This window comes from Streptomyces sp. R302, from assembly GCF_012927245.1.
Lineage (GTDB): Bacteria > Actinomycetota > Actinomycetes > Streptomycetales > Streptomycetaceae > Streptomyces.
In genome coordinates this window covers 854160-867328 of record NZ_JABBGE010000001.1, presented here as the reverse complement: position 1 = coordinate 867328, position 13169 = coordinate 854160, and the positions used below count along the sequence as shown (strand labels likewise).

13 protein-coding genes are annotated in these 13169 nt (G+C 73.5%); 9 read left to right on the top strand and 4 right to left on the bottom strand.

Translation table 11 applies throughout. The features are described from left to right. Positions 1-146: 146 nt before the first annotated feature. The gene (locus tag HHL19_RS04000) at positions 147-1499 is read left to right on the top strand and encodes an NAD(P)/FAD-dependent oxidoreductase (RefSeq protein WP_169085518.1); all 1353 of its coding nucleotides are present in this window, start codon (positions 147-149) and stop codon (positions 1497-1499) included. A gap of 15 nt (positions 1500-1514) precedes the next feature. Here the strand turns inward: HHL19_RS04000 and HHL19_RS03995 are convergent, their stop codons facing one another. Beyond that, a complete protein-coding gene (locus HHL19_RS03995; RefSeq protein WP_169085516.1) occupies positions 1515-3011 on the bottom strand; it encodes a regulator in 1497 nt (498 codons plus the stop codon). Between the two features lie 319 nt (positions 3012-3330). Between HHL19_RS03995 and lipB the strand changes: the two genes are divergently transcribed. From lipB to HHL19_RS03975, 4 genes are all read left to right on the top strand, one after another. Next, positions 3331-4140 carry a lipoyl(octanoyl) transferase LipB gene (lipB, locus tag HHL19_RS03990; protein WP_169085514.1) on the top strand — a complete coding sequence of 270 codons (810 nt, stop codon included), beginning with the start codon at positions 3331-3333 and terminating at the stop codon, positions 4138-4140. A gap of 102 nt (positions 4141-4242) precedes the next feature. Then, positions 4243-5211, top strand: a complete 969-nt coding sequence (lipA, locus tag HHL19_RS03985) for a lipoyl synthase (protein ID WP_169085512.1) — start codon at positions 4243-4245, stop codon at positions 5209-5211. Positions 5212-5485: 274 nt separating this feature from the next. Further along, complete coding sequence (locus HHL19_RS03980) at positions 5486-5701, top strand: hypothetical protein (RefSeq protein WP_169086293.1); 216 nt, start codon at positions 5486-5488, stop codon at positions 5699-5701. 10 nt (positions 5702-5711) lie between these two features. Next, complete coding sequence (locus HHL19_RS03975) at positions 5712-6422, top strand: DUF4191 domain-containing protein (protein WP_169085510.1); 711 nt, start codon at positions 5712-5714, stop codon at positions 6420-6422. Between the two features lie 82 nt (positions 6423-6504). Here HHL19_RS03975 and HHL19_RS03970 read toward each other — a convergent pair whose 3' ends face one another. Continuing rightward, positions 6505-6972: an RDD family protein gene (locus HHL19_RS03970; protein ID WP_169085509.1), complete on the bottom strand. Its 468-nt coding sequence runs from the start codon at positions 6970-6972 to the stop codon at positions 6505-6507. Positions 6973-7193: 221 nt separating this feature from the next. Here HHL19_RS03970 and glnA point away from each other — a divergent pair, with 221 nt between their 5' ends. Then, on the top strand, positions 7194-8615 hold the full coding sequence (gene glnA, locus HHL19_RS03965) for a type I glutamate--ammonia ligase (RefSeq protein ID WP_169085507.1): 1422 nt from the start codon (positions 7194-7196) through the stop codon (positions 8613-8615). A gap of 83 nt (positions 8616-8698) precedes the next feature. On the opposite strand, the gene HHL19_RS03960 is transcribed toward glnA, so the two are convergent. After that, positions 8699-8977 (bottom strand): hypothetical protein, encoded by a 279-nt coding sequence (locus HHL19_RS03960; RefSeq protein ID WP_169085505.1) that lies wholly within the window; start codon positions 8975-8977, stop codon positions 8699-8701. A gap of 123 nt (positions 8978-9100) precedes the next feature. On the opposite strand from HHL19_RS03960, the gene HHL19_RS03955 reads away from it, so the two are divergent. Continuing rightward, the gene (locus tag HHL19_RS03955; RefSeq protein ID WP_169085504.1) at positions 9101-9478 is read left to right on the top strand and encodes an arsenate reductase family protein; all 378 of its coding nucleotides are present in this window, start codon (positions 9101-9103) and stop codon (positions 9476-9478) included. A gap of 7 nt (positions 9479-9485) precedes the next feature. Here the strand turns inward: HHL19_RS03955 and HHL19_RS03950 are convergent, their stop codons facing one another. Then, positions 9486-10400: a Gfo/Idh/MocA family oxidoreductase gene (locus tag HHL19_RS03950; RefSeq protein ID WP_169085502.1), complete on the bottom strand. Its 915-nt coding sequence runs from the start codon at positions 10398-10400 to the stop codon at positions 9486-9488. A 196-nt stretch (positions 10401-10596) separates the two neighbouring features. Here HHL19_RS03950 and HHL19_RS03945 point away from each other — a divergent pair, with 196 nt between their 5' ends. After that, positions 10597-12012, top strand: a complete 1416-nt coding sequence (locus tag HHL19_RS03945) for a hypothetical protein (RefSeq protein WP_169085500.1) — start codon at positions 10597-10599, stop codon at positions 12010-12012. Continuing rightward, positions 12009-13160: a hypothetical protein gene (locus tag HHL19_RS03940; RefSeq protein WP_169085498.1), complete on the top strand. Its 1152-nt coding sequence runs from the start codon at positions 12009-12011 to the stop codon at positions 13158-13160. The genes HHL19_RS03945 and HHL19_RS03940 overlap by 4 nt, the downstream gene beginning before the upstream one ends. Positions 13161-13169 lie beyond the last annotated feature (9 nt).

Sequence of the window (13169 nt, the reverse complement as noted above, 5' to 3'; positions counted from 1 at the left end):
AAGCCCGCCGCGCGCGGGCCCTGTGCCGTGGGAGCGCTGCCTACCCTCGGTGCCCACCAGTCGACATGGATCGCGAACTCCGGCATTCCGGGGACCTGTTGGGGGCATAGGCCACCAACAGGCGGCGCAGACCTGGGGAGGGGCACGTGCTCAGTACCGCACGCAGCGCACAGCAGGCACAGCACGCGGACGGCGTCACGGAGGACATCGAGGACGTCGACGTCGTCGTCGTGGGCGCGGGGATCGCCGGGCTCACGGCGGCCCGGCGGCTCACCGGGGCGGGACTCTCGGTCGCCGTCCTGGAGGCCGAGCCGCACATCGGCGGCCGGCACGCCACCGGCTGGGCCGACGGCTTCCGGCTCGACCGGGTGGGCCGGCTGCTCACCCTCGCCCCGGAGGAGCTGCGGGCCCTGCCCGGGCTCGGCGGGGTGGTGCCGCGGCCCTTCGCGCCCGGGGTGCTGGTCCACACCGACGGGCGGTACGCGCGCTGGGGCGCCCCGCACCCGAGGGCCCGCAGGGGCGCGTTCACCGTGGCGCGCGCCCTCGCGAGCGCCCCCCGGCATCCGGCGGCCTCGCTCGACCAGGCGCGGCTCGGCGCCTCCCTGGTACGGCTCGCGGCGACGCCGACGCAGCGGCTGCTCGCCCGGCCCGAGCGGACCGCGCGGGAGGCGCTGACGGGCCGGCTGCCCGCCAGGACCGTGCAGACGGTGCTGCGGCCGCTGCTCGCGGCGCTGCTCGCCGACCCTGACCTGGCGGTGTCGAGCCGGCAGGCGGACCTGGCGCTGCGGGCCTTCGCGCGGGGCCGGGTGTCGGTGCCGGAGGGCGGTGCGGCGGCGGTCCCCGAGCGGCTCGCGGCGCTGCTGCCGCCGGGCACGGTGCGGACCGGCGTCCGGGTCACGGCGGTGTCGGTGGCCCGGGTCGACACGGCGGAGCACGGGCCGGTCGGCTGCCGGGCGGTGGTCCTCGCGACGGGTGCCCGGTCGGCCGCCGCGCTCCTGCCGGGGCTGCGGGTCCCGGCGTACCACCCGGTGACGGTGGTGCACCACACGGCGCCGGTGGCGCCGACGGCGGACCCGACACTGCTCCTGGAGTCGGACCCGGGCGGGCCGGTGGCGCACACGGCGGTGATGAGCGCGGTGGACCCGACGCGGGCGCCGGCCGGCCGGCCGCTGATCACCTCGACGGTCCTCGGGACGCCGCCGGACGACACCGAGCGGCGGGTCCGCAAGCACCTGGCGGCGCTGTACGGGACGTCCACGGACGAATGGGAGCTGCTGGCCCTGCACCACACCCGGGACGCGTTCCTGGCCACTCCCCCGGCGCACGACCCCTGCCGCTCGGTGCGGCTGCTCGCGGGCCTGTACGTCTGCGGCGACCACCGCGCGGCGGGCACCCTGCGCTCCACGCTCGCCTCCGGGGAGCGCGCCGCGGACGCCGTCCTCGCCGACCTGGGGCTGCGCCCCGCGGCCGTGGAGGAGGCCGGGGAGGACGCGGCCTGACCCGCCGGGCCCCGGTCAGCCGAGGGTGGAGACCCGGTCGCGGTAGGTGCGGACGGGCGGGGCGTCGCGGTAGGGCTCCAGGCGGCGCTCGAAGTCGCGGACGTACTCGATCGCGCGGGCCGAGCGCATCTCGGCGGCCTGCTGGGCGGCCTCGGCGCCGAGCGCGCACGCCTGGTCGAGCTCGCCGAGGGCGAGCCGGGCGGTGGCGAGGACGACCCGGCAGAAGAGCCGGCTGCGGGCGTAGCCGGGGGCGCTGAGCTGGAGGGCCCGCTCGGCGTGCTGGGCGGCGGGGCGGTACTGCTGGAGGTCGCGGTGGCAGTGGCCGAGCTCGTCGGCGAGCTGGGCCTCGTCGAAGGCGCGGGCCCAGTAGGGCACCTCGTCGCCGGGCCGGGCCGACTCCAGGGCCCGCTCGGCCCGCACGAGGGCGGCGCTGCACGCCCGGGACTCGGAGAGGACGGCGTGTCCCCGGGCCTCGATGGCGTGCAGCATCGCCTGGACGACCGGGGGCGCGGCGGAGCCGACGCCCTGCTGGGCGACCCGGGCGAGCTGGACGGCCTCGCGCCCGTGGCCGAGGTAGACGGCCTGGCAGCTCATGGTGAGCAGGACGTACGAGCCGTAGGCCCGGTCCCCGGCGGCCTGGGCGAGGCGCAGCGCCTGGACGAAGTAGCGCTGGGCGAGGCCGTGGGCGGCGATGTCGTACGAGGTCCAGCCGGCGAGCCGGGTGAGGTCGGCGGCGGCGGCGAAGAGGCGTCGGCCGGTGTTCTCGCCGTAGGTGCCGCGGAGCATGGGCTCGGCCTCGTGCTCCAGGTAGCGGACGAGGGCCTGGCGGGCGTGGCCGCCGCCGTAGGCGTGGTCGAGGGTGCGGAAGAGGTCGCCGACGGAGCGGAGGGCGGCGACGTCGCCGCCGGTGACGCGCTGGCCGGGGCCGCGTTCCGTACCGCGCTGGCGGGGGACGCTGTAGCGGCCCTGCTGCGGCACCCGGGGGTCCTGGGTGCCGATCGGGCGGACCGGGCCGCCGGGGGCGGCCGGGCGGACCGGAGGCGGGGGCACCGGCTCGCCGCGGGCGACGCGGTCGTCGGCGCGGCCGATGAGCCAGTCGCGGCTGGGCACGACGAGGCCGGCCGGGGTGAAGGCGATCTTGCGGAGTTCGGCGTGGCTGCCGGAGTCCTTGCGCCACAGGCCGCTGACGATGTCGACGGCCTCCTCGGGGGTGGCGGCGAACTCCAGGCCCGCGTAGACCGGGGCGCAGGCGTCGAGGCCGAGGTCCTGCGCGGTGAGGCGGCGGCCGAGGCGGCGGGTGAAGACCTCGGCGATGAGGGCCGGGGTGGTGCCGCGCGGCTGCTGCCCGCGCAGCCAGCGGGTCACGGAGGTCTTGTCGTACCGCAGGTCGAGTCCGTGCTCCAGACCGAGCTGGTCCACCCTTCTGGCGAGCCCGGCGTTGGAGAACCCGGCCTCGGTGATGAGCGCGGCGAGCTGGCGGTTCGGGACGCGCTGCGGTGGTCGTTCCGTCATCGGCTGTGCGGTCTCCTGCCCTCGGGCGCAGGTGGCAGCCCGTTTTCGACCCTCATGGAACGGCGTGAATGTAGCGGTCATCCCGGCCCGTACCGCCAGCTTCGCCCCACATTCATCCGATCGTGTGAGGAACCGGAACCCTCGTTGCCACTTCGCGCTGACAGCGGTCCCGCCCCGCCCCCGTCTCCACCTGCCCGATGGGTTCGCGCCGCGCCGCCGTACAGTGGCAGGGGCGCGAAAGACGCAGGGTGCCGGGCCGGCTCCCGCCCCGGGACGATCCCCGGAACCCGGCCGCGGGCACCCAGGAGGAGGCATGGCCGTGAGTGAGCTGCAATTCGTCCGCCTGGGCTTCGGCACGGACGCCGTCGAGTACCGGACGGCCTGGGACAAGCAGCGCGAGGTGCACGCAGCGCGCTTCGCCGACGAGATCGGCGACACCTGTCTGCTCCTGGAACACCCGCCGGTCTACACGGCGGGCCGGCGCACGCAGGACAGCGAGCGCCCGCTCGACGGGACCCCGGTCGTCGACGTCGACCGCGGCGGCAAGATCACCTGGCACGGCCCCGGCCAGCTGGTCGGCTACCCGATCCTCAAGCTGCCCCGCCCGGTGGACGTCGTCGCGCACGTGCGCCGCCTGGAGGAGGCGCTGATCCGGACCGCCGCCGAGTTCGGCGTGGCGACCACCCGGATCGAGGGGCGCAGCGGCGTCTGGGTCCTCGGCGACCCGGTCGAGCAGCGGCCCTCCCTCGGCGGGCTCTCGCTGGACTTCGACCCGCGCCTGACCGACGAGGAGTTCGACCCGCGGCTGCACGGCCCCGAGTACGCCCCCTCCAACGCCGGCCAGCGCCGCGAGGACCGGAAGCTGGCCGCCATCGGCATCCGCGTCGCCAAGGGCGTCACGATGCACGGCTTCTCCTTGAACGTGAACCCGGACAACGCCTGGTTCGACCGGATCATCCCGTGCGGCATCCGCGACGCGGGCGTCGCCTCGCTCGCCAACGAGCTGGGCCGCGACATCACCGTCGAGGAGGTCCTCCCGGTGGTCGAGCGGCACCTGCGGGACGTGCTGGAGAACGCGGAGCTCAAGCCGCGCGAGATCGAGCGGCCGGTGGAGACGGCGTCCGCCTGAGGAATGCCGGGCTCTGGCCACGGGTTGGCCAGACGTAGCAAGGCATGGAAGCAACGGGCGTACCCTGGTGTGCGCCGAAGAATCGAAGCTACAGGAGCCGATGTGTCCGCAGTCGCCCCCGACGGACGCAAGATGCTGCGCCTGGAGGTCCGGAACGCCCAGACCCCCATCGAGCGCAAGCCCGAGTGGATCAAGACCCGCGCGAAGATGGGTCCGGAGTACACGAAGATGCAGAGCCTCGTGAAGAGCGAGGGCCTGCACACGGTCTGCCAGGAGGCGGGCTGTCCCAACATCTTCGAGTGCTGGGAGGACCGCGAGGCGACCTTCCTCATCGGCGGTGACCAGTGCACCCGGCGCTGCGACTTCTGCCAGATCGACACCGGCAAGCCGGAGGCCCTCGACCGCGACGAGCCGCGCCGCGTGGGCGAGTCCGTCGTCACGATGGACCTGAACTACGCCACCATCACCGGCGTCGCCCGCGACGACCTGGAGGACGGCGGCGCCTGGCTGTACGCCGAGACCGTGCGCCAGATCCACCAGCAGACCGCCGAGCGCGCCACCGGCCGCACCAAGGTCGAGCTGCTCGCCCCCGACTTCAACGCGGTGCCGGAGCTCCTCCAGGAGGTCTTCGACTCCCGCCCCGAGGTCTTCGCGCACAACGTCGAGACGGTCCCGCGGATCTTCAAGCGGATCCGCCCCGGCTTCCGCTACGAGCGCTCCCTGGACGTCATCACCCGGGCCCGTGACTACGGTCTGGTCACGAAGTCCAACTTGATCCTCGGCATGGGCGAGACCCGCGAGGAGGTCGGCGAGGCGCTCCGCCAGCTGCACGACGCGGGCTGCGAGCTCATCACGATCACCCAGTACCTGCGCCCCTCCGTCCGGCACCACCCCGTGGAGCGCTGGGTGAAGCCGCAGGAGTTCGTGGAGCTCAAGGAGGAGGCCGACCAGATCGGCTTCTCCGGTGTGATGTCGGGCCCGCTGGTCCGCTCCTCGTACCGCGCGGGCCGTCTGTACCAGCAGGCGATCGAGAAGCGCGGCGCGGCGGTGGAGGCCGCCCAGGCGGTGTGAGTCCGAGGTGAGTCCGGCGTGAGTCCGGTGTGAGTCCCCGCACACGTTGTTACCCGTCGGTATGAGCGACGGGAGGAGCGGCCCGTACGGCCCCGCAGTTCAGCGGGGCGGTACGGGCCGCTCCGCCGTACGGGGGTCCCACATCAGCGTTTCATCAGGGTTTGACCATCGGGTCATGCGCTGGTAACACCGTTCTGTGAGCATGGTTCCACGCACCGCCACCATCCGCTCGCTCCCCCACCTCGTCTCACCCGCTCCCGAGAGAGGACCCCTCATGCCGGCCGCGTCGACGCACGTCCGCGTCAGTGCCCTCCCGTCCGTCACCGACACCCTGCGGGCCGTCGAGGCCCTGTTCCTGGGCGCCGGCCAGCGCACCGCCCGCCGCAACGCCTGGACGTCCGTCCTGGAGGACCGCCGCCGCGCCAAGGACCGCGTCGAGGCCCAGCACGTGCTGGAGGCCGCGTCTGGCCGGACGTCCCGGGCCACGTAGACTTCAAGGCATGGCGAGGAAGGCAAACACGGGCGGCGCTGACGCCGCGAACCCCGGGCGACTGAAGCAGATCGCCCTCACGTACAAGATGACCCGGAAGGCCGACCCCAAGGTCGGGCTCGTCGTGGCCGGCGTGGGCATCGTCGTACTCGGTGTCCTCCTCGGTATCGGCTTCCTGATCGGACACCCGGTCTACCTGGGCATCCTGGGCTTCGTCCTGGCGCTCCTGGCGATGGCGATCGTCTTCGGCCGGCGCGCCGAGCGGGCGGCCTTCGGACAGATGGAGGGCCAGCCGGGCGCGGCCGCGGCGGTGCTGCAGAACATCGGGCGCGGCTGGACGGTCACCCCGGCGGTCGCGATGAACCGCAGCCAGGACGTGGTGCACCGGGCCGTCGGCCGACAGGGCATCGTCCTGGTCGGCGAGGGCAACCCGAACCGGCTGAAGCCCCTCCTCGTGGCCGAGAAGAAGAAGATGGCCCGCATCCTGGTCGACGTGCCGGTGACGGACATCATCGTCGGCAACGACGAGGAGCAGGGCCAGGTCCCGCTCAAGAAGGTCCGCACCAAGATGCTGAAGCTGCCCCGGCTGCTCAGCGGCCCCCAGGTGACGGCGGCGAACGACCGGCTCCGGGCGATGGGCGACCTCATGAGCAACATGCCGCTGCCGAAGGGCCCGATGCCCAAGGGCATGAAGATGCCGCGCGGCGGAAAGATGCGCTGACGCGCACGAAGACGTGCCGAGAACCGGAAAAGGCGGTGCCCCGGACCTGCGACAGGTCCGGGGCACCGCCTTTCGCCGTGGGTCAGACGCGTACCTGGACGGCCCCGGAGAAGCGGTCGTGGAGGCCGCGGCCGTCCCGGTCCCAGACCAGGGCGGGGATCGCCAGGCAGGTCAGGGCCGCGCGGAGCACGGCGCGGGGCAGCGAGAGCCGGCCGCCCGCGACCGAGACGACCCGCAGGCGGAAGAGGAGCTTGCCCGGGGTGGCGCCGACGGTGCCGACGGTCAGGGCGCTCAGGGCGAAGAGGATGAGCAGGGCCCAGTTGCTGGTCGCCTGCCCGTAGCCGTCGGTGATGAGACCGTATGCGATCAGCAGGCACAGGCCCCAGTCCACGGCGAGCGCGCCGAGCCGCGCCCCGGGGCGGGCGATGGAGCCGGGACCCTCCTCGGGGAGGCCCAGCTGCTGCCCCCGGTAACCGAAGTCCACGCCTGCTTGCTCCGCCGCGGCACGGGGGCCGGAGAGCCACGATCCGAGTGCTTGCCTGTTGTCCACCCGACCACCGTACTGCGCCCGTTTTCGATCACTTCGGTCCGGGTGCGGATGCGACGCGACACGAGCCGGCCGCGGCCGCCCCGGTTAACTTCGACGAAACAAATGGGTCATGCTTGAGAAATCCCGACTGCCTAGGGTCGGGTCCGAGCGTGCGCCACCGCACTGGTGCATCACCGAGCTGCAACCCCGCCCCTCCCCGGGCCGGGAGTAGGAGGAGTTGGATGTCCAAGCACGGGTTCCAGAACGCCGAGGAAGTCGCGAAGTTCATCAAGGACGAGGACGTCAAGATGGTCGACGTCCGCTTCTGCGACCTTCCCGGCGTGATGCAGCACTTCTCGATCCCGGCGACGGCCTTCGACCCGTCCGAGGAGCTGGCCTTCGACGGCTCGTCGATCCGCGGCTTCCAGGCCATCCACGAGTCCGACATGTCGCTGCGCGCCGACCTGTCGACGGCCCGCCTGGACCCGTTCCGCCGCGACAAGACGCTCAACATCAACTTCTTCATCCACGACCCGATCACGGGCGAGCAGTACAGCCGTGACCCGCGGAACATCGCGAAGAAGGCGGAGGCGTACCTGGCCTCCACCGGCATCGCCGACACCGCGTACTTCGGCCCCGAGGCCGAGTTCTACGTCTTCGACTCGGTGCGGTTCGAGACCTCCGCGAACCAGGGCTTCTACCACATCGACTCCGAGGCCGGCGCCTGGAACACCGGCTCCGAGGAGAACAACCGCGGCTACAAGGTCCGCTACAAGGGCGGCTACTTCCCGGCCCCGCCGGTCGACCACTTCGCCGACCTGCGCGCCGAGATGTCCCTGGAGCTGGAGAAGGTCGGCCTGCAGGTCGAGCGCCAGCACCACGAGGTGGGCACCGCCGGCCAGGCCGAGATCAACTACAAGTTCAACACGCTGCTCGCCGCGGCCGACGACCTGATGCTGTTCAAGTACATCATCAAGAACGTCGCCTGGCGGAACGGCAAGTCCGCGACCTTCATGCCGAAGCCGATCTTCGGTGACAACGGCTCGGGCATGCACGTCCACCAGTCGCTGTGGGCCAACGGCGACCCGCTGTTCTACGACGAGGCCGGCTACGCGGGCCTGTCGGACACCGCCCGCTACTACATCGGCGGCATCCTCAAGCACGCCCCGTCGCTGCTCGCCTTCACCAACCCGACGGTGAACTCCTACCACCGCCTGGTCCCGGGCTTCGAGGCGCCGGTCAACCTGGTCTACTCGCAGCGCAACCGCTCCGCCGCCATGCGCATCCCGATCACGGGCTCGAACCCGAAGGCCAAGCGCGTCGAGTTCCGCGCGCCGGACCCGTCCTCGAACCCGTACCTCGCCTTCTCCGCCCTCCTCCTCGCGGGCCTCGACGGCGTCAAGAACAAGATCGAGCCCATGGAGCCGATCGACAAGGACCTGTACGAGCTCGCCCCCGAGGAGCACGCGGGCGTCCCGCAGGTCCCGACCAACCTGGAGGCCGTGCTCAAGGCCCTGGAGGAGGACAACGAGTACCTCCAGGCCGGCGGCGTCTTCACCTCCGACCTGATCGAGACCTGGATCGACTACAAGCGCACCCACGAGATCGCGCCGATCCAGCTCCGCCCGCACCCGCACGAGTTCGAGCTCTACTACGACCTCTAAACCGCGAGGCACCCCGCACCACCACGAAGGCCGCCGCCCCCGGATCCCCGGGGCGGCGGCCTTCGCCGTTCCGGCACGGGCCGTCAGTGCTTCTTGTCGCGGATGAAGGTGCGGACCATGCGGCAGGTGAGGTTGGAGGGCGGGTGGATGCCTATGCGCTCGGCCATGGTGCGGATGGTGGCGTTCGTGGCCTTCCTCGGGACGTAGACGCCGGAGTCGAGGAGTGCGATCGCGAGGCGCATGGCCTTCAGGCGGCGGTTGTGCGTGACGTACCACTCGCGGGGGCGGCCGGCCGGAAGGGCCTTCTTCTCGACGGGCGTGAAGGGTTCGATGGACGGCCTGCGGATCACGGCGACTGCCATGGGCTACCTCCTGGCGAACGGTGGCGGGGGCCCTCCCCGGGGCCCTTGCCTTCGACTCCCATTCTAGTGCGGGGCACTGACAATCGGGCCTGGTCGGACGGGGTTTGGCGGTACCTTGGGGGGATGGAGATCTGGATCAATCCGGCCTGTTCCAAGTGCCGCGGAGCCCTCACCCTGCTCGATGCGGAGGGGGTCGAGTACACCGTCCGGAAGTACCTGGAGGACGTGCCCTCCGTGGACGAGATCCGGGCCGTCCTCGGACGGCTGGGGCTTGAGCCGTGGGACATCACGCGGACCGGCGAGGCCGTCGCCAAGGAGCTCGGCGTGAAGGAGTGGGGGCGGGAGCCGGGTGACCGGGAGCGGTGGATCGAGGCGCTCTCCGCCCACCCGAAGCTCATCCAGCGGCCGATCATCACCGCCGACGACGGCACCGCCGTCGTCGGGCGGTCCGAGGAGGCCGTTCGGGACGCGCTCGGGAGGGGTGGCGGTCCGAGGGGTTAGTGGGCCTTCAGAGGGGCTTCGCCTGGGTCTCCGCTTCCGTGAGGAGTTCGGTGAGGCGGAGGGCGAAGTGGGCGTCGCAGGGGTGGGGGGTGCCGGTGCGGGCCGCGGTGAGGAGGGCGGTGATCGCCTCGGTGTAGGCGGGCCGCGCGCCGTTCCAGGCCGGGAGGGTGGTGCTGCCCGCCGTGCCGTGGAGGGTGAGGGACGCGCCCGCCGCCGCCTTCGGGGCGCTCAGGGTGAGCGTGGCCGTGCTGCTCGCGCCCGTCGAGTGGCCGAGGATCAGGTGGTGGGTGTCGTCCGGGCCCTTCGCCGCCCGCACCCGGGTGACGTCGCCGAGGATCGGGACGAGGACCGAGAGGACGTGGGGGCCGACGTCCCAGAGGCCGCCCCTCTCGCGGCGCCAGGGGCTCGCCGCGTACGGGCTGTCGGCGCCGGGGCCGTACAGGGAGCCGAGCCAGCGGGCCTCGGCCACGTACCAGCCGCCCGTCGCCCGCTGCTCCTCGATCCAGCGGGCCGTCTCCGGGGCGAAGCGCAGGGTGCAGAAGACGATCGAGGCGACGCCCGTCTCCGTCACCGCCTCCGTGACCTCGCGGGCCGCCTCGACCGTGGTCGCCAGCGGCTTGTCGAGGAGGAGGTGGCGGCCGGCCCGGGCGGCGCGGGCGGCGAGCGGGGCCTGGACGTCCGGCGGGAGGGCGAACGCGACGGCGTCGCAGGCGTCGAGGAGGGCGTCCAGGTCGTCGTACGCGCGCGTGCCGTGGGCCGCGGCCAGTTCGGCGGCGGCCTCCGGGCGGCGGCCCCACACCCCGGCGAACTCGACGCCCTCGTGGGCGGCGAGCGCCGGGGCGTGGGTGCGGGCGGCCCAGGGGCCGGTGCCGAGGAGGCCTATGCGGGGACGGTCGGGGAGGGTGGTGCTGTTGTCGGGCATGGGAGCAGTCTGCCGTGGGGGCGGGGGGCCGCGGGAATGCGGTGGCGGTCGGGGGGCCGTGGCGTCTAGCGTGCTCGGGTGCCGGCCGCGGGACTTCGGTACGACTTCCGATACCTGCCTTGTAAAGCAACGTCTTCGCTGATCGTGCTCCCTCTCCCCGGCCGGCACCCCGACACGCGAAAGACAGGGGGGCGCCGTGTCCGAGCTCGTCGCCGCGGAGGACGTGCTGCTGTTCGTCAACGCGGCCGTGACCGCCACCGGACAGCGGGAGTTCCGCTCCTCCGCCGCCGAGCAGCGGCTGTCGCTCGCCTTCCTGCACGAGTACGTACGGGTCAACTACCGGCCGCTGTACGCCGCCTGCCTCGCGCTCGACATCAACGACCACAACGCCGCGCTCGTCGTCGAGCAGCTGCTGCGCACGCCCGGCGAGGCCGGGGACGGCGAGGGGCGGCTCGTCGCGGCCCGGCTGGCGCGGATGGCGCCGCAGCGGGTGTACCGGCTCTTCGGGCGGCTGCGGGAGGCCGGCGTGAACAACCGGCGCACGCGCGCGATCGTGCGGGAGTGGCTGGCCGCCCGGCCCGATCCGGCGCTCGACGCCGTGAAGTACCGGGCCGGGGTGAAGGCCGCCCTCAAGCACGCGCACGTGCCGCCGGCCGACGCCGAGACCGGCGACTTCCTCTTCGCGCCCGGGCGCCGGGTGCGGTACGAGAACCGGACCCTGGAGGCGTACCGGCGGGCCCACTTCGCCGAGGAGGCGCTGTACGAGCTGCCGTTCACGGTCGCCGAGGGGTTCGCGGCGAAGCACGGGGTGGCGCGGGAGGTGTTCCTGGAGCGGATCGCGCCCCGGATGACCCGGCTCGAACGGCTGCGGAGCGAACGGGCCGCCGGCCGGGCCGCCGGCGCCTCCGACCTGGCCGTGATGCCGCTGACCCGGCTCGCGCTGTACGTCCTCGCGCTGCCGTTCGCCGAGCGGGCGGAGCGGCGGGCCGAGCTGACCGGGGTGCTGCGGGCGGCGGCGCGGCGGGCGGCGGGGCCGTACGCGGGGAGCTGGGGGCGGGTCGCGGCCGTCCTCGACGACAGCTTCTCCTCGTCGGGTTCGGCGGTGAAGCGGCGCCGGCCGCTGGCGGTGGCGCTCGGCTGCCACTTCCTCCTGGAGGCGCTGGCGGCCCCGGGGGCGTACACCGGTCTGTGGACCTCGGGCGGTACGGATCCGCTGCTGGTCAGGCCGTACGGGCCCACTCCGCTGGGGCTGCGGATCCTCGACGCGCTGGACGGCCGGCCCGAGCGGCTCGTGATCGTCTCGGACGGCTGGGACAACGCGCCGCCGGGCCTGGCGGGCGAGGTGCTGCGGGTGTGGCGGTCGCGGCTCGACCCGGAGCGGCGGACGGCGGCCGTGCACGTGAACCCCGTATACGACGCCGGGGTGTTCGACGTGCGCCGGCTTGGGCCCTCGGTGCCGGCGGTCGGTATCCGGGACGCGGAGGACCTGCCGGCGCTGGTGGAGATCGCCGGGTTCGCCGAGGGGCGGACCGGGCTGACGGAGCTGCGCGCCTATCTGGACCGGCGGGTGGCGGACTTCCTGGCGGGGCACGAGAAGGGGGTGGGGCGGTGACCCGGATCGATCTCACCGGGCTCGGTGTGCGGGCCGCGCAGGTGTGGGGCGGGATCCGGCTCGTGCCGCTGGTGCGGGAGGAGCCGGTCGAGGGGCTGCGGCTGCGCCGGGAGGTGTACGACGCCGTGGGCGCGCCCGTGGACGTCGGCGACGGCACCGTCTGCACCTCCTACGTCCCGCACGGCTTCGTCGCCGACCGGTCGGGGACGGGGCGGGAGGAGGAGGCGGCGTACGGCACCCGGCTCGGGGACGCGCCGCGGGCCGCCGTGCCGCTGCGCGCCCCGCACCACCGGCTCGCCAAGCGGCGGCGCGGCGAGCGGCGGGTGCGCTTCCTGCCGCTCCACCTCGCCCTGGACGGCTACCTCTCGCTGCACTTCGGCGGGCCGTCGGTGCTGTGGGAGGAGTGGTCGCGGCAGGCGCTGCGGCGCGGTCTCCCGCCGCGGGCGGAGGCGGCGTACGCGGGCGTGGACGTGCCGGGGCTCGCGGAGGCGCTGCGGGTCTTCGAGGTGCACCCGGGCCAGTGCGGGGTGCTGGTGTACGCGGCGGACGCGCTGGCCGCGGCCTTCGTCGTCCCGCATCCGGAGGACTACCGGCTGCTGCATCCGACACTGGTGGAGGACCTGTACGGCGAACTGGTGCACCAGTACGCGCACTACGGGGCGCCGGTGCCCGAATTCACGGCCCGGATCCGGGACGGCGCCGACGGCATCCGGAACCTCGCGGACCTGCGGGCGGCGGCCCGGGAGCAGGAGCGGCGCTGGGCGGTGGCGCACGACGGGCTGATGGCGCGGGACCTCCTGGAGACGCCGTACGCCTTCGAGCGGGCGTACCGGACGGGGTCCTTCTCCCTGTACCGCTTCCTGCCGCCGTTCCTGCGGGACGGGCGGGAGCAGCACATCGGCGAGCTGATCACCGACCACAAGGGGCGGACGGCCTACCTGAAGACCTTCCGCCTCTCGGACGCGCAGGTCAGAAGGGGTTACCTGCTCCGCCGGCTGGCGTCCCGCGACTGGCACCTGGGCCGGACGGCCGAGGAGCTGGGCATCTCGGGCGAGGAGCTGGTCCGCCGGATCCGGGCGGCCGGTTTCGGCCCGCTGCTCGACGCGCACGGGCTCGCACGGGCGGCGCGCGTATCACAGGAAGGCTGAGTAACACGG